Here is a 22,881-nt window from a genome sequence, read left to right as displayed (position 1 = left end):
GGCCGCACGATACCCGCGCCGGCTCGGGAATCGGCGGGTCGCCGACTCGGTTGGCACCGGGGCGTGGCAGGGTGTGCCCGCCACCACCAGAGGAGGAGCCACGGTGATCACGACGTCCCGCTGCACGTTCACGAGCCCCAGAGGGCACGAGCTGTCCGCGCGCCTCGACGTCCCGCAGGGTCGGGCCGTCCGAGGGGCGGCGGTGTTCGCCCACTGCTTCACCTGCTCCAAGGACCTGAAGGTGGAGAAGGAGATCGCGCAGGCCCTGACCCGTGAGGGGTTCGCCGTCCTGGCGTTCGACTTCACGGGCCTCGGACGCAGCGGTGGCGAGCTGTCCGGGTCCAGCTTCTCCGCCGACGTCGAGGACCTCGTCGCGGCCGCGCAGTACCTGGGCGAGACCGTCGCCCCGACATCGCTGCTCGTCGGCCACTCCCTGGGCGGAGCGGCGGTCCTGGCCGCCGCCCCACGCATCGAGTCGGTGGCGGCCGTCGCGACGATCGGCGCACCCGCCGACCCCGGCCATGTCGAACACCTGCTGACCGCCGGCCTGGAGGAGATCGACCGCGAGGGACACGCCGAGATCTCAATCGGTGGCCGGCCCTTCACGATCGGCCGGTCCTTCGTGGAGGACCTCCGCACCCACCGCCTGGTCGACACCCTGCCCACGCTCGGCAAGGCCCTGCTGGTGATGCACTCCCCGCTGGACCAGACCGTCGGCATCGACAACGCACGGATCATCCACGACGCCGCCAAGCACCCGAAGAGCTTCGTGTCGCTGGACCACGCCGACCACCTGCTCAGCGACCCCCGCGACGCCCACTACGCCGCCGGCGTCATCGCCGCCTGGGCCGAGCGCTACCTGCCGTCCCCGCAGGTTGCCGGCAGCACCACCTACGACGAGGCCGGCGCGACGTCGATCACGCGGGACAGCCTCGAGACCGACGTCACCACCCGGGGGTACCTCCTGCGGGTCGACGAACCCGAGGAGGCCGGCGGGCACGAGACGGGCCCCACTCCCTACGACCTGCTGGCGGGCGCGCTTGCGTCGTGCACCACCCTGACGCTGCGGATCTACGCCGACCGCAAGGGGTATCCGCTGCGGTCCGCGCGGGCGACGGTGACCCACAACCGGGTCCACGCCAAGGACTGCAGCGAGTGCGACCACGAGTCCGGCCGCATCGAGAAGTTCGACAAGACCCTCGTGCTGGAGGGAGACCTGACCGACGACCAGCGGGCCGACCTGCTGCGCGTCGCCGACAAGTGCCCCGTCCACAAGACCCTCCACGGCCAGATCGAGGTCCACACCGTCCTGGAGTGACGGCGATCGGGTGGCGGGGGGTCAGGACGAGCTCGCGCCGACGTCACGAAAGGGTGGCGGCATGTCCCCTTCGTTGCCCACGACGATCCACATCGAGAAGCGGGTCGGGTCGTCGACGGCGTTGGCGTAGCTGTGGGGTTCGTGGGCCTCGAACACGACCACCTCGTCGCTGCGGACGTCGATGGACCGGGTCCCGACCGTCACCGTCAGCGCTCCGCTGTGCACTCGGACGGTCTCGGTCGTGCCACGCGGGTGCGCGTCACCGTCGAAGGTGTCGCCGGGTGCGAGCTCCCAGTCCCACAGCTCGACACCGCCCGGCGGGTCGGTGCCGATGAGCAGCGAGGCCCGGCTGCCCGCCGGGGTGGCCCACAGGTCGACGGCCTCCTCCACCCGGCGATGCTTGACGAGCGGACCCATCGGCCGCTCCAGCAGGGTGTGCAGGCCGATGCCGAGTGACTCCGACAACGCGCACAGCGTCGCCACCGACGGGTTGGAGCGCTGCTGCTCGATCGCCACGATCGTGCCCTTGGACAGCCCGCAGGACTGGGCCAGCGTGTCCTGCGACCAGCCGAGGGCCTGGCGGAACCGCAGCACGTTGGCACCGATCACATCGGCGAGCTCCTCGATGTCCACCCGACCCTCCTCGGTCAGTCGACTGTACTGACAGGTTGGTCGGTTGATCTGCGACGCGGATATGGCTACCGTGGCGGACCAACCAACTGGACGAGGAGGATAGCGAAATGACCGCGTTGCTGCTGTCGCTGGGATCGGCCGTCACGTTCGGCGCCGCGGACTTCCTCGGCGGCCTGGCCACGCGACGGGGGGAGGCCGTGCCCGTCGCGGCGGTCAGCCAGGCGGTCGGCCTCGTGCTGGTCGCGGCGGCCATGCTGGTCCTGCCCGGCTCGCTGAGCACCCCGGCGATGATCTGGGGTGGGGTGGCCGGACTGGCCGGCGCCGGTGGGCTGGTCGCGTACTTCCGGGCGCTCGGGATGGGACAGATGGGTGCCGCCGCCCCGATGGCGTCCCTCGTCGGGGCGGCCGTGCCGGTGACCTTCGGGTTGGGGCTGGGCGAGCGGCCCGACCAGCTGGCCGTCGTGGGCATCGCCGTCGGGATCGCCGGGACCGTCCTCGTGTCGCGCACGGGCGGGTCGCTGACGCCCGAGACCGCCGCACAGCGTCGTGGCCTGCTGGTCGCCGCCTTCGCCGGCGCGCTGTTCGGGGTGTTCTTCGTGGCGCTGGACCAGGCCCCGGACGACTCGGGGCTGTGGCCGCTGGTCGCCGCCCGCATCGTCGGCCTCGTCCTGCTCGGTGCCGTCATCGCCGCCCGCCGGCCGGCGTGGCCCCGGGGACGGGTGGCCGGCATGGCCACCACGTCGGGCCTGCTCGACATGACCGCCAACGTCCTGTTCCTCCTCGCCACTCGCCAGGGGTTGCTGGTCCTCACGTCCGTGGTCACGGGCCTGTACCCGGTCGGCGTCGTGCTGCTGGCCTGGCTGGTCCTCCGCGAACGGCTCGGCCGCAGCCAGCAGGCCGGGGTCGCCCTGGCCCTCGGCGCGACGGTGCTGATCGCCGTCTGATCCGTCTCCAGCCACCCCACTCCCCGGATCGTGCCGGTGACCACGGTGGGGTGGGATGGGCCCCGATCGCGCCGATGGCCACACGTGGAGGGGCCCGTCCCGGTGGACAGGGATTGAGCTGGCCGAATCGGGGAACTCCTCGGGACAGACTCCGCCCTCCCCGGCGGAGCCCGACCTGATTGGACGATGACATGGCCGCCGCTCCTGACCTGACCGTTGAGGAGGACGTCACCCCTCCGCGGGGTGAGCGACTGCATGCCGAGGAGTCCGGCGAGCTCAACGCCAGCTTCGACCGCAGCGTCGAGGAGGGCGCTGGACGGCTGAACCGGCCGATCGGCAACCTGCTGGCGACCGGGTTCATGGCCGGGCTGGACGTCGGCTTCGGCGTGCTGGCTCTGCTGTTCGTGGAGCACGAGACCGGCTCGCCGGTGCTCGGCGGGCTCGCCTTCACCATCGGCTTCATCGCCATCCACCTGGGCCGCTCGGAGCTGTTCACCGAGAACTTCCTGGTCCCCGTGACCACGGTGATCACCCGCAAGGCCAGCATCCGTCAGCTCGGCCGCCTGTGGGCCGGCACCTACACCACCAACCTCGCGGGCGGCTGGTTGATCGCCGCCATGGTGATGATCGCCTACCCCGACCTTCACCCCATCGCGATGGAGCGGGGCGAGGCGATCATGGGGCGCGCGCTGTCGCTTGAGTCGTTCATGCTGGCCGTCCTGGCCGGGGCGGCGATCACGCTGATGACCTGGATGGTCCGCAACGCCGAGACCGAGGGCGGCAGGCTCGTGTCGGTGATCGCCTTCGGCTTCATCCTCGGCTCGACCCACATGAACCACGTCGTGGTCATCTCCATCAAGATGTTCGCGGCCCTGCAGGTCGGCGGGACCGGCTACGGGTACTGGGACTGGCTGCAGCTGTCGTCCTACGCGGTGCTGGGCAACATGCTCGGTGGGCTCGGACTGGTCACGCTCCTGCGGCTCGTGCAGGTCGGTCGTCCGCACATCGAACGTCGTCGCCGGACGGCGATGACGATCAAGGGGTCGGACTACCGCCGCCGGATCCGCCCCGACGAGGACTGATCAGCCGAACGTCAGCAGGTCCTGCACGTCGATGACGACCGGCGGCACGGCGACCGCCTGGACCCTGCCCGAGGACACCTCCTCCAGTGACCCCCACGTCCCGTCCGGGTGGGGGTCACGGTGCACGTGGATCGACCGGGCCTTCACGTCGATGACCCAGTACTCGGGGTAGCCCGCCCCCGCGTACCGGCGTGCCTTCTCGCCCAGGTCGAAGCGCAGCGAGCTGTTGGCGATCTCGATGACCAGCAGCGCGTCGTGCGGCTTGCCGGTCACCCGTGTGTCGCGCCTGGACAGGATCGCGAAGTCCGGCTCCGGCTCGGAGATCTCGTCGGCGATGACCGGACACTGGGGGCTGACGACGTAGTCCTCCCCGACCAGCCGCACCAGCAGATGGGTCATGAAGGGGATCAACCCCATGTGTTCGTCACCCTGGGGGCTCATCTCGACGAGGACTCCTCCGACCAGCTCGACATGCGTGCCATCGAAGACCCCGGTGTCGATCAGCCGGTGGTACTCCTCCACCCGCAGGGGGCGGAACTCCGGCGGGAGGGTGGTGATGGGGTCGAGCAACGTGGTCACCTCGTCAGTGTCCCGGATCACGGGCCCCGCTGGCGGCGAACCGTCCAGCGACTGTGGACAAGTGTAGGGAGGCGGCTGGGGCGAGGGTCGGCCCCGGCCTCAGCTGCAGGACCGGAGCAGCAGGATCAGCACGACCGACGCGACGATGGAGACGAGGATGGATCCGGTGCAGCCGAGGCGGTTGGAGAAGAAGACGAACATGCGACAAGGTCTGCCCCGCCGCTGACCAGTCGGAACCTCAGCGGATGTCGCCGAGCAGGGTGACCAGCGACGACACCGCGTCGGCGTCGACGCCGGGGTCGCTGAACACCTCCTCGTTGAGGACCGCCGTCGCCTGCTTGACGACGGCCCGTCCCTCCTCGGTCAGCGTGGCCAGCTTGGCCCGGCGGTCGGTGGGATGGTCCTCACGGACGACGAAGCCCTGGCGTTCCAGCCGGTCGATGGCGGAGGTCACCGACGTCGGGTGGACCTGCAGCCGCCGACCGATCGCGCCCATCGGCAACGATCCGGTCCGGCTGAACGACAGCAGCTGCAGGATCTCGTAGCGCGCGAACGTCAGGTCGAAGGGCTTCAGCAGCCCGTCGATCCTCTGCTGGAAGATCGCCTGGACCCGGGTGATCGAGGTGACCAGCGCCATGCCGTCGGCGGCGTCGGTCCAGCCGTGCTCGACCCAGCGGCGGTGCGCCTCTGCGATCGGGTCGAAGTCGGGGTCCACGACGTGCCGGCCTAGACGTTGCGCCGGTACTGGCCGCCGACCTCGAAGAACGCCTCGGTGATCTGGCCGAGCGAGCACACCCGTGCCGCGTCCATCAGCGCATCGAAGGTGTTGCCGTCGGTCGTGGCGACCTCCTGCAGGCGGGCCAGCGCCGCGTCGGCCTCCGACCGGTGCTTGGTCGTCCATTCCTGCACGCGACGCAGCTGCGAGGACTTCTCCTCCTCCGTCGCTCGGGCGAGCTCGACCTCCGGCAGGTCCTCCTCCTCGCCCTTGGGCGGCAGGAAGGTGTTGACGCCGATGATGGGCAACGAGCCGTCGTGCTTGCGGTGCTCGTACTTCATCGACTCGTCCTGGATCTTGCCGCGCTGGTAGCCGGTCTCCATCGCGCCCAGCACGCCGCCACGGTTGGAGATGGCCTCGAACTCCTTGAGCACGGCCTCCTCGACCAGGTCGGTCAGCTCGTCGACGATGTAGGAGCCCTGCAGCGGGTTCTCGTTCTTCGCCAGGCCCCACTCCTGGTCGATGATCATCTGGATGGCCAGCGCCCGGCGCACCGACTCCGTCGTGGGGGTCGTGATCGCCTCGTCGTAGGCGTTGGTGTGCAGCGAGTTGGTGTTGTCGTAGATCGCGCACAGCGCCTGCAGCGTCGTGCGGATGTCGTTGAAGTGCATCTCCTGGGCATGCAGCGACCGGCCCGAGGTCTGCACGTGGTACTTCAGCTTCTGCGACCGGTCGTTGGCGCCGTAGCGCTCCTTCATCGCCACGGCCCAGATCCGGCGGGCAACACGGCCGAGCACCGTGTACTCCGCGTCCATGCCGTTGGAGAAGAAGAACGACAGGTTGGGCGCGAAGTCGTCGATGTCCATGCCGCGGGCCAGGTAGGACTCGACGTAGGTGAAGCCGTTGGACAGCGTGAACGCCAGCTGGCTGATGGGGTTCGCCCCCGCCTCGGCGATGTGGTACCCGCTGATCGACACCGAGTAGAAGTTGCGGACGTCGTGGTCGATGAACCACTCCTGGATGTCGGCCATGCAGCGCAGGCTGAACTCGGTGGAGAAGATGCAGGTGTTCTGGCCCTGGTCCTCCTTGAGGATGTCGGCCTGGACCGTCCCGCGGACGCTGGAGAAGGTGTGGGCGCGGATGCCCACCATCTCCTCCTCCGTGGGCTGGCGGCCCTCCTTCTCCACGAACCGGTCGACCTGCTGGTCCAGTGCGGTGTTGAGGAAGAACGCCAGGATCGTCGGGGCCGGCCCGTTGATCGTCATCGACACCGACGTGGTGGGGTCGCACAGGTCGAAGCCCTTGTAGAGCTCCTTCATGTCGTCCAGCGTCGCGATCGACACACCGGAGGTGCCGACCTTGCCGTAGATGTCGGGACGTTCGTCGGGGTCACGGCCGTAGAGGGTGACGGAGTCGAACGCCGTGGACAGGCGGGTGGCCGGCTGGCCCTCGGCGAGCAGGTGGAAGCGACGGTTGGTGCGGAACGGGTCGCCCTCACCGGCGAACATGCGGGCCGGGGCCTCGCCGTCGCGCTTCAGCGGGAACACGCCGGCGGTGTAGGGGAAGTGGCCCGGCAGGTTCTCGCGGCGCAGGAACCGGACCTGTTCGGCCTTCTCCGTCGTGCGGGGCAGGGCGACCCGGCGGACCCTGGAGCCCGAGAGGGTCTCGCGGGTGGCGGGGGCGCTGATCTGCTTGCCACGGACGGAGAAGGTGATCTCCTCGCCGGAGTAGTCCTCGACGGTCTGCGTCCACGAGTCCAGCAGCGCGTGGACCTCGGGATCCAGCTGCCCCTCGAGGTCATCGACGAGGTTGTCCACGGCCTCTGCGGCCTCGCCGGCCTCGAGCATCCGGCTGGTTCGCTGGGCGGCCTGCAGCTTGCCCGCCAGCTGGGCCTGCTCTTCGGTGGTTGCGTGGTATTCCCGCACCGTGGCGGCGATGTCGGCCAGGTAGCGCTCGCGTTCGCCCGGCACGATGACCGACAGGTGGGAGGAGTGGCGGACGTCCACGCGTGGCAGCGCCCCGCCGCCCTCGGGCAGCCCCTTCGGGGTCAGCAGCGCCTTCAGCTCCTGGTACAGCGCGGTGACGCCGTCGTCGTCGAAGCGGGCGGCGGAGGTGCCGAAGACCGGCATCTCCTCCCACGGCGTGCCGAACGCCTGGCGGTTGCGGACCATCTGCCGGGCGACGTCACGCATGGCGTCCTCGGCCCCGCGCCGCTCGAACTTGTTGATCGCCACCAGGTCGGCGAAGTCGAGCATGTCGATCTTCTCCAGCTGGCTGGCCGCACCGAACTCGGGCGTCATCACGTACATCGACACGTCGACGTGGTCGGTGATGGCGGCGTTGCCCTGCCCGATGCCGGGGGTCTCGACGATGACCAGGTCGAAGCCGCCGGCCTTGCAGGCGTCGATGACCGCGTCGAGGTTGTCGGGCACCTCCGCACCCGGCGTGCGGGTCGCCAGCGAGCGGAAGAACACCAGGCCCGGCTCGACGGTGTTCATGCGGATGCGGTCACCCAGCAGCGCACCGCCGCCGCGACGACGGGAGGGGTCGATCGCCAGGACGGCCACCCGCAGCTTGTCCTCGTGGTCCCGCCGGATGCGACGGACCAGCTCGTCGGTCAGCGAGGACTTGCCGGCGCCGCCCGTGCCGGTGATACCAAGGACCGGCACCGTCCGGGCCGCGGCGGCTTCGCCCAGCCATGCAGGGACCTGTCCGTCCTGCAGGCGGGTGATCAGCCGGCCGATGGCGGTCTCGTCGCCGGTCTGCACCGCGTCGGCGCTCGGTTCGTCGCCATCGGAGAGGGACACGTCGCAGGTGCGGATGATCTGGTTGATCATCCCCGGCAACCCCAGCTCTTGGCCGTCACCCGGGGAGAAGATGCGGTCGATCCCACGGGAGTGCAGCAGCTCGATCTCGGCCGGCACGATCGTCCCGCCGCCACCGCCGTAGACGCGGACGTGGCCGGCGCCCTTCTCGTCGAGCAGCTCGCGCAGGTAGGTGAAGTACTCCACGTGGCCGCCCTGGTAGGAGCTGACCGCCACACCCTGGGCGTCCTCCTGGATGGCGGCGGTGACGACCTCGGCGACGGAGCGGTCGTGCCCGAGGTGGATGACCTCGGCCCCCTGTGACTGCAGCAGGCGCCGCATGATGTTGATGGCGGCGTCGTGTCCGTCGAACAGCGACCCGGCGGTCACGATCCGGACGGGGTTGGTGGGGACGTGCAGGGTCGACTCGGTGCTCACTGCGGCTCCAGCGTGGGAAGGGGACAGAGCGGTTGGATGTCCGATACTAGGATATCCAAGCAAATCTGTGAAGGGGGTCACCTGGAGGGGTGGGGGCCGATCAGGGAAGGACGCGTTCGCGGATGCCGCGCGGTCGACGGCGACCGCCGTTGCGCTCCTCCTCGGCATCGGCCTGCCTGACCGTGCGCATGCGTTCCTTGAGCACGAACTCCTCCAGCAGCACGCGGACCATGGCGGCGACCGGCAGCGCGAGCAGCGCCCCGACGGGCCCGGCGAGGGTGCCGCCGATCAGCAGCGCGACGATGCCGATGGCCGGCGAGACGTCGATGGCGTCGCGCATGACCCGGGGCACGATGACGTAGTTCTCGACCTGCTGGTAGGTGAGCAGGACCGCGCCGGTGAGGAGGGCCTGGCCGACGCCCTGGGTGAGGGCCACGCCGACGGCGGCGGCCGCCCCCACGGTGGCACCGACGGCGGGGACCATGTCGGTCAGGGCGATGAAGACGGCGAGCGCCGCGGCGTAGGGCACGCCGATGGCGGTCAACGCGATCCAGGCCACGACGCCGGCGATGGCGCTGACCAGCAGGTTCCCGGCGATGTAGTTGGCCATCAGGTCGGTCGAACGGTTCAGCAGGCGGAGGAACCCCTCCCGGTCCTCACGCACCAGCAGGCGTACGCCCCAGCGCTTGATGCGGGGCAGCGACATCGCGAAGTAGGGCGTCAGCGTCAGGACGAGGAGCAGGTCGAAGATCGCGGAGAAGACCCCACCGACGGCGCTCATCGCCCCGTCGGGCAGCTGTCCGACCGCGGAGCCCACCTGCGCCATCGGGTCGATCCGTGCCGTCAGGTCGGCGATGAACGGGCTGTCCTCCTCCAACCCCTGCACGTACTCCGGGAGTGTCTCGACGAGCGTGCCGACCTGGTCCACTACGACGGGCACGATCAGGAACAGGGCGGCGCCGGTGGCGACGATGCCGACGGCGATGATCACCGTCATCGCCAGACCGCGGGGGAGACCCCGCTTCTCGAGCCACGAGATCGTCGGTTGCAGGCCGATGGCCAGGACCGCCGAGGCCGCGAGGACGATCAGCAGGCCCTGCAGGATCGCCAGCATGCGGATGGCGATCACCAGCAGCAGCACGAGCGCAGCGACCTTCACCCAGTACCCGATGGGTGGAAAGCGGTCCTGCCACAGCGGGCGGTCGGCGGTCGTCATGACCGACTGACGATGTCCATTCGCCGGGGGTCCAAACCCGACTGGCGTCACTCGATGGCGACCAGCAGCGGGGCGATGCTGCTGCGCAGCTCCTCGGGCAGCACGGCGGCGCCGCCCACCAGGGCGGCCCGGTCGGCGACGGCCGCGCTGGCCCGGAGGAACCCGGCGCCCGAGGAGGAGTCCTCCAGTCCGTCCGGCGGCACGATCAGCACGAGCCCGCCCATGGCTGCGGCGGCCGGCACCCCCGCAAGGGCATCGGGGAATCGTTCACCCGAGGCGAGGAGGAGCACGTCGAGGCTGGCCCCGGCGCGGGTGGCTGCCGCGGCCAGGGCGACGGCCGTCTGGTACCGGTCGGCCCCGGCCAGCCGTTGCACGGCACGGCCGAGCCCGTCGGCGGCCGCGGTGGAGACGGCCTGCTCGCCACCGGCCACGACGAGGGGGGCGTCGGCGACGGTGGTTCGTTGCACGATGCGGGCCACCTCGCCCGCGCTGGCGTCGTCGACCAGCAGGATCGGGACAGGGGATCGGTCGGCGGCTCCACCGCCCACCACGGCCAGCCCGCCCGCGGCCAGGGCGTCGGCGAAGTCGTCGGCCCGGGCCACGATCGCCGTGGCAGCCGGGCCGCCGCCGAAGGCCGCCATGCGGTCGGCCACGACACCGGCCGTGGTGATGCGGTTGCTGCCGGCCAGTCGCACGACCTCGATGCCCATGTCCTCCAGGGAGGCGCGCACGGCGTCGCCGAGCACGCCCGTGCCGCCGACGAGGTGGACACGGTCGACGCCCAGCCGGCGCAGGTCGTCGGCGACCCGCGGGTCGAGCGCCGCGCCGGACGTCAGCAGGGTGGGACCTTCGAGGGTGGCCGCCAGCGGTCCGGCGGTCAGCGCATCGGGGAACGCGTCGGCGTTGACCAGGACGGCCTCGCGGCCCTCGCCGAACGCCTCCTGGGACAGGGCGACGGCGGTGGCCACCCGGTCGGGGCCAGCGATGCGTCCGACGGTGTCGCCGCCGACGAGCGGCAGGCGCAGCACGGCGGGATCCTCCCCGGTGGTGGTCAGGGCGATCCGGTCGGCGACCGGCGCGTTGCGGTAGCTGTCGTCGGTGGTCGCCACGACCAACCGGGCCACGTGCCCGGTCTCGAAGCGGTGGACGACGGCGGGCAGCCGGACCTCGACCGCGCCGGGCAGCCGGTCCGCGGGGATGCGGCTGGCGGCGACCATGCGCTTGATCAGCGTGGCGGTGCCGTCGGGGCCCACGTCGTAGAGCTTGGTGAACAGCACGGCGTCCTGGCCGTTGCTGTTGGCGACGTGGAGGCGAAGCGTCGGGATGCCCACCACGTCGGCGGGGGCCGTGAACGGCGGCGTGTCCAGCGCGACGTGCTGCCCGGGGACCTCCGAGGGTGGCCGGCCGGCGCCCGGCTGCCCCTCCCCGGTGAAGTTGGGGGTCTCGGAGTGCGCGGCCGGGACGCCGTTGGGCGGGTTGAGGATCGAGGCGGACAGGACCGGAGCGTCGACGGTGCGTGGTCCCGCACCGATCGGGACGAGCCCGTCGTCGGTCAGCAGGTAGCTGGTGCCCGCGCCACCGGCGAATCCGGGTTCGGCGGGCCCACGTCCGAGGGTGGCGTAGGCGGCGTCGGCGTTGCCGACGGGACGGTCGTCCACCGTCGGGACGGTGTAGTCGACCCAGTCCCGGAAGACGCTGAACCGCGGACCGGGGTGGCCGACCCCGCGCAGGTAGTGGTCGAAGAAGCGGCCGATCCGGTTCGCGTACGTCGTCGCCCGGAAGGCCTCCTGGGCCTCCGCGGAGTCGTCGTAGGCGCTGCTGTACGGCTCGCCCTCGCCCGGCCGTGGTGCGTACCCGTGGCCGCCCCAGTTCCACAGCATGAACACGTCGTCGTTGCCGGCTGCCCGGAGGGCCTCGAACGTCGCGGTCGCCTCCACCGGGGTGAACAACGTGTCGGACTGGCCCTGGGTCAGCAGCACCGGCACCGTCACGTCGTCCGTGAAGTTCGCGACGCTGGACCTGGCGACGAACGCCCGCTGCTCGGCGGTCACGTCACCGGTGGTGGACAGGCTCGCGAAGATCGGGCACACCATGGGATCGAAACCCGGGCAGGGCGCCTGTCCCGGGTACAGCGTCTGCTGGGTCACCGGGTCACAGCCGCCGTTGCCCATCGCCGGCTGGGTCGCCGCGACCGTGGTGAACAACGTCGACCACGTCGACTTGAAGACCCCCTGCTCGTAGTGCTCGAGCTCGAAGGTGCCGCCGTCGCCGATCAGGTTGTTGGGCACCAGCGAGAACTGCAGGGAGTTCCACGTACGGGCCGGCGCGATCGCGTCCAGGCGCGGGTCGGTGGCGGCGACCAGGCCCTGGTGACCGCCGCCGTAGGAGCCGCCGGCCATCCCGACGCGCGGGTCGCCCGGGGCGTCCATCAGCACGTCGTCGCGGGCGGCGAGCAGGTCGATCAAGCGGCTGACGTTGCGCGCGTCGTAGTCCACCGAGTCCAGCGCCACACAGCCGCTCGACTGGCCGAAGCCCTGGTGGGTGCTGGAGATCACCACGTAGCCCTTGCCGGCGAAGAACGCCGCCAGGGTGGTGACCTCGCCGACGTCCTTGCTGTTGCCGAACCCGTGGGCGATCACCATCGCCGGCCGCGGATCGGCGGCCGACGCGCCCTCGGGGACCCACACGTCGTGGTCGAGGGTGACCGGGTAGGTCTCGTCGGGACCGGTGGTGGTCTCCAGCATCCCCGGCGTGCGGTCGTAGGCCTGGGGGTCGTCCTGGGCGACCGCAGGCGCCGTCAGGCCCGACAGGCAGCCGAGCACGGCAAGGACAGCGAGGATTCGGCTCTTCGGCATCTGCGGATCCTAGTCCCGCGGCCGGTCGTCCCTCGCGGTCCCTGCCGAGTCGTACGTCAGCCCTCCCCCGGACGCACCGCCGTCTCCAGCGCGATGATGGCACCGTCGCTCACCTCGCCGGAGGTCACGACCGTCAGCCCCTGGGCCAGCCCGGACAGGCCCTCGAGCACCGCGGTCGTCTCCGCGGACGCCTCCAGGTCACCGCCGTCGACGAGCACCATGACCTGTCCCGCCGCGGCGGCGGCAGGGCCGGCCACGAGCGCGTCGGCGAAGGTCTCGCCGGTCGCGACCCACGGCTGGTTGATCCGCAGGCCGGCGTTGCGGGAGGCGTCGATCACCGCCGCCGACGTGCCGTACCGGGTGTCGCCGGCCAGGCGGGGGGCGTCGCCGGCCACCTCGGCCGACACCGCGTCCACGCCGCCGAGGACGGTCACCGCGGGACCGCCGAGGGCGGCCATCGCCTCGGTGGTCTCCGTCGGCATCCGGTCGGTCTCCACCAGCAGGATCGGCTGCCCGAGGAAGGCGGCCAGGCCCGCGACGCCGACCGCGTCGGGGAAGTCCCCGCCGTCGGCGACGAACACGTCGGTGGGCGTGCCGGTGGCCTCGGCGATCGCGCCAGCCACCGCCCCGGCGGTGCCGAAGCGGTTGGTGCCCGCCACCCGGCTGGTCTGGATGTCGGCGTCGCCCAGGGCCTGCTCGACCGCTGCGGACAGGGCCGCGGTCCCACCGAGGAGCACGACGTCGGTGACGCCGAGGCGCTGGAGCTCGGCCAGGACGGTCGGGTCCAGCGACTCGACGGGGTTCAGCAGGAGCGGTGCACCGAGGGCACCTGCCAGCGCCGATCCGGTCAGCGCGTCGGCGTAGGCGTCGGACCGGGCCAGCACCGCGGTGGTCGCCGATGTGCGCGCCGACGTGACCGCGATGGCGGTGGCCACCGGGTCGCCGCCGAGGAGGACGTCGGCGACCGGGACCTCGCAGGGAGGCATGCCCGCCCGCGTCTCGGAGGTGAACGCGCAGCCAAGCGACCGGTCGGCGCGGACCGCCGGGTCGATCAGGGCCTCGCCTGCGGGTGCCGTGCCGGTCTGGATCCACGTCAGCAGGTCCACGAACGCGCCGCCGAGCTCCTCGGCGGTGAAGTCGCAGTGGCCCGGAGCCCGGACGGTCCGCTGGACGAGGTTGTCCGACAGGCCGTTCGCCTCGACCTCCTCGGCGTAGACGACCTGGTTGAGGAGCGGCACGAACAGGTCGCCGGTGGTGTGCAACGACAGGGTGGGCACCTGCGGCGTGCCGTCGATGGTCGGGAACGGGGCCTCGCCGTCGTTGGTCACCCTGGCCACGGCGGCGTTGAGGGCCTGCTCCTGGGGGGACGGCTCGGCGCTGGTGGCGTTGGGGAACCCGTAGATGGTCCCGGCGTTGTCGTAGACGCCTTCGACCCCGACGGGGGTGGGGATGCCCGCCGACAGGGCGTTGCCGTAGAGGGCCTGCAGGAACGGCACCGTCGGGGCGTCACCGTCCTCACCGTCGAGGTCGACGGCGGCGAGGGTGTTCCAGAAGGTCAGGGACTCCTCGAAGGTGGGTCGCTCGCCGCCGCTGAGCGCCTCCACGACATCGGCGTACTGCACACCTGCAGGTGTGGCCAGGCCGGTCTGCAGCCCGAGTGCCGCGGAGATCTGCTGGGCGGGGCCGCCGAGGAACGGCAGGCCACCCGGCACGGGCACCTCGACACCCGCCAGGGCACCGGCGACGAGGTTGACGTCGGTGAAGTACTCGAACAGCTCGACATCGCCCATCACGCCGCAGGCGGGCAGGGCACCCACGTAGGCGTCGGGGTAGCGCTCCAGCGCGACACCGGTGATGTGCCCGCCCATGGAGAACCCGTGGATGATCGTGGCGGTGGGCGCGTCGCCGCCGGTCAACTCGGCGAAGCGGTCGGCGAGGTCCTGGGTCTGGTCGACGGGGCCGTCGATGACGTAGCCGTTGGCGGCGTAGCTGGAGGCGGCCCAGGCGATGCCCTGCTGCACGAACAACGGACGCAGCGGCGGGTCCTGGACGACCAGTTCCTCCTGCTGGGGGCCGACGAAGCCGTGGGCGTACAGCACGAGGGTGCCGTTCCAGTCGTCGGGCACCTCGATGCGGTAGGCGTGCTCGGCGCCGTCGGTGTCGATGGTGCCGGCGAACGCCTCGGCGCCGGGCAGGGCCTCGAAGGCGGGGTCGGCGATGACGTAGTCGGGGGGCTCGGGCGTCTGGGCGACGGCGGGTGCGGCGAGCAGGCCGAGCAGCAGCGCGAGCGTGGACACGAGGACTGAAGTGACTCTGGTCATGTCGACTGACCCTCGCAGACTCCGCCACGCCGTGAAGTGGATTCACGGACTACTTCGTTGCGTGACCCATCTCTCACAGTGCGTTGAGTGATGCGGCTGCCACGCCGGCGCCGGCGCAGCACCGAGGCCGATACCCTTCGGCCATGGCTGACAAGGCAGCGCTGGTTGCGCGCATCCGGGACGGCGTCATCGGACGCGACGAAACGGTCATCGGGCCCTACGGGGGCCGACCCGTCGTGTACGCCGACTACACCGCCTCGGGGCGTGCGCTGGACCTCGTCGAGGACGCCATCCGTGAACACGTCCTGCCGAAGTACGCCAACACCCACACCGAGTCCTCCGGCACCGGCCTGCAGACGACCCGCTTCCGCGAGGACGCCCGCGAGATCATCCGTCGTTGCGTCGGGGCAACCGACGAGCACGCGGTGCTGTTCTGTGGCTCGGGCTCGACCGGCGCGATCGACCGCCTGGTCACCGTGCTCGGCCTGCGCATCCCCGAGCAGTGGGCCGACCGGGTCGAGATCGCCCCGGAGGAGCGACCGGTCGTCTTCATCGGCCCGTTCGAGCACCATTCCAACGACCTGCCGTGGCGCGAGTCGGTCGCCGACGTCGTCACCATCCACGAGGACCTCGACGGCGGCATCGACCTGGCCGACCTCGAGAAGGCCCTGATCGACCATGCCGATCGGCCGCTGAAGATCGGCTCGTTCTCCGCCGCGTCCAACGTGACCGGCATCACCTCCGACACCAGGGCCATCAGCCGGTTGCTGCACCAGCACGGCGCGCTGTCGTTCTGGGACTTCGCGGCCGCCGCGCCCTACGTGCCCATCGACGTGGCGCCCGACGACGGTGACTCCGACCACTACTTCGACGCGATCGTGATCTCGCCGCACAAGCTGGTCGGTGGGCCCGGCACGCCCGGGTTGCTCGTGGCCCGCAAGGACCTGTTCACCAACCGTGTCCCGGGGGTGCCCGGCGGCGGGACGGTCTGGTACGTCAACCCCGACGACCACCACTACCTCGACGACATCGAGCACCGCGAGGAGGGGGGTACCCCCGACATCGTCGGGGCCATCCGTGCCGGCCTGGTGTTCGCCCTCAAGGACGCCGTCGGGGCGGAGGAGATCCGCCGTCGCGAGACCGCCTTCATCACCCGCGCCATCGACCGCTGGTGTGCCCACCCTCGCATCGAGATCCTGGGCAACCGTGAGCACGAACGGCTGTCGATCGTCTCCTTCGTGGTCCGCCACGGCGAGGCCGGCCGCTACTTGCACCACAACTACGTCGTGGCGTTGCTCAACGACCTGTTCGGCATCCAGTCACGTGGCGGCTGCTCGTGTGCAGGCCCCTACGGGCACCGGCTGCTCGGCATCGACCTGGACACCTCGCGTGCGTTCGAACGCGAGATCGGCACGGGCTGTGAGGGCATCAAGCCCGGCTGGGTCCGGGTCAACTTCAACTACTTCATCGACGAGGCCGAGTTCGACTACGTCCTGTCGGCGGTCGAGCTCGTCGCCGACCGCGGCGCGGCGCTGCTGCCCGACTACCGCTTCGACGCCCGCACGGGGCTGTGGCGGCACCGTGCTGCCGATGACCGAGGTGTGGAGCGGCTGACCGACCTGGTGATCGGCCCGGACGGCTTCGCGCCGGCACATCGCGCCCCTGCGCCGACGGGTGAGGTCGACCTGTCGTCCCACCTGCGGACCGCCGAGGAGATCCTCGACCGAGGGCCGACGGTGACCGACCCCGGATGGCCCGAGGTGACCGCCGACTTCGAGGACCTTCGCTGGTTCCCGTTGCCGGCAGAGCTGGCCTGACCGCGGGTCAGACGGCGACGAGGTCGCGTTCGCGGTACTCCGCGATCTTGCGGCGGGCACGCTGCAGCGCGTTGTCGATGCGCTTGCGGTGCATCGCGAGCCGGTCGGCGATGTCGTCGTAGGACGCGCCGGCTGCGTACATCTGCAGGACCTGGGTCTCCAGGTCGCTGAGGGTGGCGCGGATGTGGCGCTGCAGCATCTCCACGGACTCCAGCGAGTCGTTGATGACCGCCGGGTCCTCCTCGGAGACCGCGATGTCCATCCAGTCCTCGTAGACCGACGCATCGTGCAGGACCCGATGGCGATAGCGGTTCGCCTTGGTCACCGCCGCCCACATCTGCCGGTCGACGCACAGGCGGGCGAAGGGGCCGAACGGGCCGGCGGCGGGGTTGAAGTCACGGATGGCGTGCCACAGGCCGACCATGCCCTCCTGCACCAGGTCGTCGTGGTCGCCACCGGGGATGAACCGCTCCCGGGCCATGGCCCGCACCATCGGACGGAAGCGCTCCACCAGCAGCCTGAACGCGTGGTCGTCGCCAGCCCGGGCCGCCACGGCAAGGTCGTCGTGGGACGTGTGGGTGCTCGTGGTCACTGTGCCGGTCCGTCCGAGTCCATCCACAACGCACGGTGCGCTGCTGGTGGGTAGACGGACGAGACGTCACGGTGTTAACACCCCGGCACGAAAAACTTCCCCGAGGTGCGGAGGGGGGTCAGCGGCCGCCGCCGAGCAGATCCGGGAGGCCCGTCTCCTGGACGAACGCCTCGACCTGTTCACCGAGTCCGGCCCCGACCTCCAGCAGATCGGCGTCGCCGACGGTGACCGGGTCGTCCTCTCCGGTGTCGGGTTCGCGTCCGACCGACGCGACGCCGACATCGACCGCCGGTCGCGCCTGCCCCGACGACGGCGACGGCGCCGTGGATCCCCCAACGGAGGACGTGCTGGGTGGCGTGCTGGTCACCAGGACGTCCGTGGTCGGGGTCGGGGTCGACCCGAACTCCATGGGCGCCGAGGGCCGGGTGGCGTCGCCCTTGGTGGCGACGCTGCCGGAGGACATGCGGATCGACTGGTCGTCCCCGTCCTGCAGGGCGTCGAAGGCCGCCGGGGTGATGGCGGCCACGACCGCGACCAGCACCAGCGCCGGAACGGCGGCCGGGATGGCCAGCGGGCCGACGTGGGCGGCCTTCGCGGCGAACACCGGGAACTTGATGCCGGCGCCGGGGAGCAACGCGGCCACCTTGGCCCAGCCATCGCGCATCTTGGCCCTGGCGCGCGTCAGCAGGACCCGCGCGGATCCTTCGGTGACACCGAGCCGTTCGGCGACGACCGGGACCGGTTCGCCGAGGGCGTCGCGCATCCACAGGGCCGTGGCCTGCCGTTCGCTGAGGGCACGAAGGGTCTCGTGGACCAGCCGGGCCCGCTCGCGCTCGAGCGCCACCGTCTCGGGCTCGTCGGTGCCGTCGGAGCTGTCGAGCACGTCCTCCACCACGTAGGGCATCGCCTTGGCGCCGGCCCGAAGCATGTCGAGGCAGACGCGTTCGGCGATGCGGCACAGGTAGCTCTTCAGCCGTGCCGGGTCATCGACGTGCTGCAGTGACCGCATCCCCCGCACCATGGTCTCCTGCACCGCGTCCTCGGCGTCGGTGCGCGAGCGCAGGCGCCGGAAGCACACCGCCTCGACGGACGCGCGGTGCCGTCGGAGCAGCTCGTCGAGCGCGTCCTGATCACCCAGGAGCGCCTCGGCGAAGGTGGAGCCCCGCTGCGGCGGGAGAAGGGCGGTCACCGAGGTATCAAGCGTCCCAGGTGCGGATGCAGACGCGGTCCTCGCCCCACAACGGGCGGGACTTCAAGCAGATGTAGGGGCCGTTGTCGTCGGAGTCCAGGTCCACCGGGCTCTCGGCGCCTGCAGGCGAGACGGCGGCAAGGGCGGAGAGGGCAACGATGGACAGCGCTACGAACTTGCGACGCATGGCGTGACTCCTGGGTACGAGGAAGGTTGACGTCAGGTTCTTGCCGGTACAACGACCGACACCTGCCTCCGTTACGAAATTTTGGACTGATCGTGTGGAGAACTAGTCAACTCTTGCCATGCAGTGTGCGTGAGGCGGGGCGGGGCCGCAAGACGTCCGAGGTGACAGTCCAGGGCGGAACAGGTGTACCAACGGACGTTGAGACACCCGCTACCGAATCGCCGCGGGTCCTTGCCTCGAGGTCGTCAGAATCCGAAGATCTCGCCGGACGCCAGGCCGGCCAGTCCCCACAGGACGAGGATCCCGCCGATCGCGACCTTGACCCAGGCCGAGGTGATCGACGGTGTGCCGATGGGGTTGCCGTCGTCGTCGATGGGCTGTCCCGGGAACAGCCCGGTCCGCCGGAAGCGAAACAGGGCCACCCCGGTGCCGCCGGCCATCGCCGCCCCGAGGGCGAGCAACATCCAGTTGACGAGGTCCATCCACGTCTCGGGGGTCATCACGGCGAGTCAGTCCTTCTGGGTCACGACGACGGTGGCGGCCACTGTAGGCCGCCACCGTCGAGGGGCTCCGCGTCAGCCCTGCGGTTCGGGCACCCGCTCCTCCTCCGGTGCGGCCGGCGGCGCCACCGGGTGGACGTAGGGCTGTGCGGTGACCGGCGGCCGCCGACGACGCACGGTGCGGACGATCGCCCAGACACCCAGCCCGAGGAGGAGGAAGGGCAGCAGGACCGTGGCGATCACGAGGAGCCCGCCGATCACGTCGATCAGGGTGTTGCGCGCCGTCTCGACGTAGGTGCCCAGCTGGGGTCCGTCCTCGACGACCTCCTCGACCGCGTCGGCGCCCCGCTCGTGGATGCGTACCGTCAGGGTGGAGAACGACGAGCGGTCGGCCAGCAGGTTCAGCCGGCCGGTGATCTCCTCGATGCGTCGCTGGATGTCCTCCAGCTGCTGCTGGATGGCGATGGCATCCGAGACGTTCGTCGCGTCGGCCAGCAGGCCGAGGTAGAAGCCCTCCTGGGCACGAAGGTTGCGCCGGCGGGACTCCAGGTCGGTGAACTCCTCGCTGACGTCCTGGCTGGTCACGTTGCGGTCCACGATGTCGCCTGCCTCGCCCACGGCGGTCAGCAGGTCCTCGAAGCTGCGGACGGGGACGCGGACGGTCACCTGTCCCTGGACCAGCCCCTCGGTGTCGGTGGAGGAGGAGGACCCGGAGACGTGGCCACCGAGCGCCTGGGCCCGGGCGATGACCTGGCCGAAGGCGGTGTCGAAGAAGCCGGGTTCGACCTCGAGGGTCACCGTGCCCTCCTTGATGATCCGTTCACCGGTCGTGGCGGTGTCGGGGACGCTCACGGGGCCGGTCGGCGCGTCGTCGGTGGAGCTGTCGGCGACGTCGGTGGTGGCGCCCGGTTCGGCGGGGGCAGCGGCCCCCTCCTCCGCAACCTCCGCCTCGTCGCCGAACCCGAAGTCGGCGTCAGCGGACTCGACGGAGTCCTCGCGGCCTTCGGCCACCGACTCCACCGCGCTGTCGTCGCCCGATTCGTCGGAGGAGCAGGCGCCGGCGAGGAGGAGCAGGAGCACGGCGATGGCGGCCGACCGTCGGACGGTCCACCGTCGGCGTCGAGTCGTGGCCCGGCGGTGGTGGGGCAGCTGGGTGGGGGTGTGGTCCATTGGGTCCTCCGTGGTGGTGACGTGCCCGGTCCGACGCCAGCGATCGCGCCCGGGTTTCCACGAAAGGGTTCTGTCACCGATCACGGTCGTAGGCTCGGCCGATGACGCCGATCGAGCCCACCTCCGCTCCCCTGCCCCCCGCTGTGATGCGCCCCCTCGACTTCCAGCGGTCCGACGAGACGACCATGCTGGCCACGGCGGCTCGCCTGCGGGCGATCATGGCCACCCGACGGTCGGTGCGGTCCTTCTCCCCCGACCCCGTGCCCCGCGAGCTGGTCGAGGCGGCGCTGGAGATCGCCTCCTCGGCTCCGTCGGGGGCACATCGCCAGCCGTGGACGTTCGTGGTGGTCGCCGACCCCGAGGAACGAAGCCGCATCCGGGAGGCGGCCGAGGAGGAGGAACGGGCCTTCTACACCGACCGGGCCCCACAGGAGTGGCTGCGGGCACTCGCGCCGCTGGGCACCGACGACGTCAAGACCCACCTGACCGACGCCCCGTGGCTGGTTGTGATGTTCCGCCACCGCTGGACCGTCGGGCCCGACGGCAGCCGCTCGAAGAACTACTACTCCAGCGAGTCCTGCGGCATCGCGGCGGGCTTCCTGATCGCCGCACTGCACCAGGTGGGGCTCGCCACCCTGCCGCACACCCCGAGCCCCATGGGGTTCCTCAGCGAGATCCTCCAGCGGCCCGAGCACGAGCAGCCCTACCTCGTCCTGCCCGTCGGCTATCCGGCCGCCGACGCGGTCGTGCCCGACATCGCGCGCAAGCCGCTGGACGAGGTCGTCGTCTGGCGCTGACCGGGCTCGACGTCAGCTCAGATGGCCCCGCCGGTCGAGGGGTAGGCCGGCGCTGCGGGCGGTGGGGCATAGCCGCCCCCGCCGCCACCCGAGCCGGGCGGAGGACCGGGCGTGCGGGCGATGTTGGCGAAGCGGGAGTGGTGGCCCAGGAACGACAGGCGGACCGTGGCCAGCCGACCGGCACGGTGCTTGGCGATGATCAGCTCGGCCTCGCCCTTGGCCTCGGTGTCGGGGTTGTAGACCTCGTCGCGGTAGATGAACCCGACGATGTCGGCGTCCTGCTCGATCGCGCCTGATTCACGGAGGTCCGACAGCATCGGGCGGCGGTCGGTTCGTTCCTCGGGCTTTCGCGACAGCTGCGACAGCGCGATGACCGGGCAGCCGATCTCCTTGGCCAGCACCTTGAGGCCACGGGAGAACTCCGCGACCTCCTGCACACGGCCGTCGGACTTCTTGTGGGACTCCATCAGCTGCAGGTAGTCCACGACGATCAGCGACAGGCCGTGGCGCTGCGCGATGCGGCGGCACTTGGAGCGGATCTCCATCATCGTGATGCCGGGCGTGTCGTCGATGAACAGTGGCGCCTCCGACAGCTTGCCCATGGCCTTGGACAGCTTGGGCCAGTCGTCGTGGCGCAGCTTGCCGGTGCGCAGCCGGTCGGAGTCGAGCTTGGCCTCGGCCGACAGCATGCGCTGCACGATCTCCATCTGGCCCATCTCGAGGGAGAAGATCGCGGCGGGCTTGCGCTGTCCGGCGGCGACGTTGGTGATCATGTTGGTGACCAACGTCGACTTCCCCATGGCGGGACGGGCGGCGAGGATGATCAGCTGGCCGGGCTGCAGGCCGGACGTCAGCTGGTCGAGGTCGGTGAACCCGGTCTCGAGCCCGGTGATGGTCGAGTCGGACTCGTGGAGCTTCTCGATCAGGTCGAAGGCTTCCGACAGCAGGTCGCGCATCGGCACGAACTCGCCCTTGCGCTGCTTGTTGGCCAGGTCGAAGACGTGCGCCTCGGCCTCGTCGACGGCGTCGGCACCGGACTTCTCGAGGTCGAAGCCCAGCTTGGTCAACGTCGACCCGGCCTCGATCAGGCGGCGCTTGAGGGCCCGGTCGGTGACGATCCGGGCGTAGTACACGGCGTTGGCCGGGGTGGGGACCTGCGCGGAGATGTCGGCGATGGCGATGGCCCCACCGACGTCGGCGAGCTTGCCGCGCCGTTCGAGCTCGTCGGCCAGGGTCACGGTGTCGACCGGTTCGCCCTTGTCGTACAGGTCGCACATCGCCTCGAACATCGTGCGATGGGCTCCGCGGTAGAAGTCCGCGGGGCTGACCGATTCCGACACCTCGGCGATCGCGTCGGCGGACAGCAGCATGCTGCCGAGCACGCTGATCTCGGCCTCCAACGAGTAGGGAGGCGTGCGCTGATAACCCCCTTCGGGGGAGGGTGCGTCGTAATCGGGAACGGTTGCCACGGGCGGTCTCCAGACACCGTCGGGTGCGATGGGGCGTCCGGGGGAGGATGCCTGTGGGGTGTGACATCCGCTATCGGTCGAGGACGATCAGGACGACCTGCGGCGGGATATTCGCTGTGCCCACAGGCACGGGCCGCTTCTCCACATTCGCGCCCCCCTCCATCCACGAGGCGACCGGGTTGTCCACCGGGTTGTCCACAGCCCGTCGGCGGATCGTCCAAGATCTTCGCGTCCGCTGCCGGTTCTTCGCCGGAG

Annotated in this window: 18 protein-coding genes; 5 read left to right on the top strand and 13 right to left on the bottom strand. The window is 70.8% G+C overall.

Annotated elements, in window-relative coordinates:
- Positions 1–103 precede the first annotated feature (103 nt).
- A complete protein-coding gene (locus DVS28_RS24270) occupies positions 104–1,318 on the top strand; it encodes a bifunctional alpha/beta hydrolase/OsmC family protein (RefSeq protein WP_216826273.1) in 1,215 nt (404 codons plus the stop codon).
- Positions 1,319–1,339: 21 nt separating this feature from the next.
- Here the strand turns inward: DVS28_RS24270 and DVS28_RS24265 are convergent, their stop codons facing one another.
- The gene (locus tag DVS28_RS24265; RefSeq protein WP_114593760.1) at positions 1,340–1,951 is read right to left on the bottom strand and encodes a helix-turn-helix domain-containing protein; all 612 of its coding nucleotides are present in this window, start codon (positions 1,949–1,951) and stop codon (positions 1,340–1,342) included.
- A gap of 107 nt (positions 1,952–2,058) precedes the next feature.
- On the opposite strand from DVS28_RS24265, the gene DVS28_RS24260 reads away from it, so the two are divergent.
- A complete protein-coding gene (locus tag DVS28_RS24260; RefSeq protein WP_114593759.1) occupies positions 2,059–2,895 on the top strand; it encodes a DMT family transporter in 837 nt (278 codons plus the stop codon).
- 191 nt (positions 2,896–3,086) lie between these two features.
- On the top strand, positions 3,087–3,977 hold the full coding sequence (locus DVS28_RS24255; RefSeq protein WP_114593758.1) for a formate/nitrite transporter family protein: 891 nt from the start codon (positions 3,087–3,089) through the stop codon (positions 3,975–3,977).
- Here the strand turns inward: DVS28_RS24255 and DVS28_RS24250 are convergent, their stop codons facing one another.
- The 6 genes from DVS28_RS24250 to DVS28_RS24225 form a co-directional block, all read right to left on the bottom strand.
- Positions 3,978–4,556 carry a Uma2 family endonuclease gene (locus DVS28_RS24250; protein WP_164710979.1) on the bottom strand — a complete coding sequence of 193 codons (579 nt, stop codon included), beginning with the start codon at positions 4,554–4,556 and terminating at the stop codon, positions 3,978–3,980.
- A gap of 238 nt (positions 4,557–4,794) precedes the next feature.
- Positions 4,795–5,271, bottom strand: a complete 477-nt coding sequence (locus tag DVS28_RS24245; protein ID WP_216826272.1) for a MarR family winged helix-turn-helix transcriptional regulator — start codon at positions 5,269–5,271, stop codon at positions 4,795–4,797.
- 11 nt (positions 5,272–5,282) lie between these two features.
- Complete coding sequence (icmF, locus tag DVS28_RS24240; protein WP_216826271.1) at positions 5,283–8,513, bottom strand: fused isobutyryl-CoA mutase/GTPase IcmF; 3,231 nt, start codon at positions 8,511–8,513, stop codon at positions 5,283–5,285.
- A 100-nt stretch (positions 8,514–8,613) separates the two neighbouring features.
- The gene (locus tag DVS28_RS24235) at positions 8,614–9,729 is read right to left on the bottom strand and encodes an AI-2E family transporter (protein WP_114593755.1); all 1,116 of its coding nucleotides are present in this window, start codon (positions 9,727–9,729) and stop codon (positions 8,614–8,616) included.
- Positions 9,730–9,776: 47 nt separating this feature from the next.
- Positions 9,777–12,584 (bottom strand): CocE/NonD family hydrolase, encoded by a 2,808-nt coding sequence (locus DVS28_RS24230; RefSeq protein ID WP_114593754.1) that lies wholly within the window; start codon positions 12,582–12,584, stop codon positions 9,777–9,779.
- A gap of 56 nt (positions 12,585–12,640) precedes the next feature.
- On the bottom strand, positions 12,641–14,905 hold the full coding sequence (locus DVS28_RS24225) for a cell wall-binding repeat-containing protein (protein WP_164710978.1): 2,265 nt from the start codon (positions 14,903–14,905) through the stop codon (positions 12,641–12,643).
- Positions 14,906–15,048: 143 nt separating this feature from the next.
- Here DVS28_RS24225 and DVS28_RS24220 point away from each other — a divergent pair, with 143 nt between their 5' ends.
- Positions 15,049–16,722 (top strand): aminotransferase class V-fold PLP-dependent enzyme, encoded by a 1,674-nt coding sequence (locus DVS28_RS24220; RefSeq protein WP_114593752.1) that lies wholly within the window; start codon positions 15,049–15,051, stop codon positions 16,720–16,722.
- 7 nt (positions 16,723–16,729) lie between these two features.
- Here the strand turns inward: DVS28_RS24220 and DVS28_RS24215 are convergent, their stop codons facing one another.
- The 5 genes from DVS28_RS24215 to DVS28_RS24195 all read right to left on the bottom strand — a co-directional run bounded on the left by DVS28_RS24215 (position 16,730) and on the right by DVS28_RS24195 (position 20,360).
- Positions 16,730–17,314 (bottom strand): sigma-70 family RNA polymerase sigma factor, encoded by a 585-nt coding sequence (locus tag DVS28_RS24215; protein WP_114593751.1) that lies wholly within the window; start codon positions 17,312–17,314, stop codon positions 16,730–16,732.
- A 118-nt stretch (positions 17,315–17,432) separates the two neighbouring features.
- Positions 17,433–18,503: an RNA polymerase sigma factor gene (locus DVS28_RS24210; protein WP_114593750.1), complete on the bottom strand. Its 1,071-nt coding sequence runs from the start codon at positions 18,501–18,503 to the stop codon at positions 17,433–17,435.
- Positions 18,504–18,510: 7 nt separating this feature from the next.
- A complete protein-coding gene (locus tag DVS28_RS24205; RefSeq protein WP_114593749.1) occupies positions 18,511–18,690 on the bottom strand; it encodes a hypothetical protein in 180 nt (59 codons plus the stop codon).
- A 245-nt stretch (positions 18,691–18,935) separates the two neighbouring features.
- The gene (locus DVS28_RS24200; protein ID WP_216826270.1) at positions 18,936–19,193 is read right to left on the bottom strand and encodes a hypothetical protein; all 258 of its coding nucleotides are present in this window, start codon (positions 19,191–19,193) and stop codon (positions 18,936–18,938) included.
- A gap of 72 nt (positions 19,194–19,265) precedes the next feature.
- The gene (locus DVS28_RS24195) at positions 19,266–20,360 is read right to left on the bottom strand and encodes a DUF4349 domain-containing protein (protein ID WP_114593747.1); all 1,095 of its coding nucleotides are present in this window, start codon (positions 20,358–20,360) and stop codon (positions 19,266–19,268) included.
- 101 nt (positions 20,361–20,461) lie between these two features.
- On the opposite strand from DVS28_RS24195, the gene DVS28_RS24190 reads away from it, so the two are divergent.
- Positions 20,462–21,157, top strand: a complete 696-nt coding sequence (locus DVS28_RS24190) for a nitroreductase family protein (RefSeq protein ID WP_114593746.1) — start codon at positions 20,462–20,464, stop codon at positions 21,155–21,157.
- A gap of 17 nt (positions 21,158–21,174) precedes the next feature.
- Here DVS28_RS24190 and dnaB read toward each other — a convergent pair whose 3' ends face one another.
- A complete protein-coding gene (gene dnaB, locus DVS28_RS24185; RefSeq protein WP_114593745.1) occupies positions 21,175–22,626 on the bottom strand; it encodes a replicative DNA helicase in 1,452 nt (483 codons plus the stop codon).
- Positions 22,627–22,881: the final 255 nt, after the last annotated feature.

Origin of the sequence: Euzebya pacifica (assembly GCF_003344865.1) — a bacterium.
GTDB lineage: Bacteria > Actinomycetota > Nitriliruptoria > Euzebyales > Euzebyaceae > Euzebya > Euzebya pacifica.
This window is presented reverse-complemented; position numbering and strand designations above follow the sequence as displayed.

Coding starts and splice junctions, on each gene's coding strand:
- DVS28_RS24220 (WP_114593752.1), top strand. CDS start 15,049: ATGGCTGACAAGGCAGCGCTGGTTGCGCGCATCCGGGACGGCGTCATC.
- DVS28_RS24195 (WP_114593747.1), bottom strand. CDS start 20,360: ATGGACCACACCCCCACCCAGCTGCCCCACCACCGCCGGGCCACGACT.
- DVS28_RS24230 (WP_114593754.1), bottom strand. CDS start 12,584: ATGCCGAAGAGCCGAATCCTCGCTGTCCTTGCCGTGCTCGGCTGCCTG.
- DVS28_RS24205 (WP_114593749.1), bottom strand. CDS start 18,690: ATGCGTCGCAAGTTCGTAGCGCTGTCCATCGTTGCCCTCTCCGCCCTT.
- DVS28_RS24260 (WP_114593759.1), top strand. CDS start 2,059: ATGACCGCGTTGCTGCTGTCGCTGGGATCGGCCGTCACGTTCGGCGCC.
- DVS28_RS24225 (WP_164710978.1), bottom strand. CDS start 14,905: ATGACCAGAGTCACTTCAGTCCTCGTGTCCACGCTCGCGCTGCTGCTC.
- DVS28_RS24190 (WP_114593746.1), top strand. CDS start 20,462: ATGACGCCGATCGAGCCCACCTCCGCTCCCCTGCCCCCCGCTGTGATG.
- DVS28_RS24255 (WP_114593758.1), top strand. CDS start 3,087: ATGGCCGCCGCTCCTGACCTGACCGTTGAGGAGGACGTCACCCCTCCG.
- DVS28_RS24235 (WP_114593755.1), bottom strand. CDS start 9,729: ATGACGACCGCCGACCGCCCGCTGTGGCAGGACCGCTTTCCACCCATC.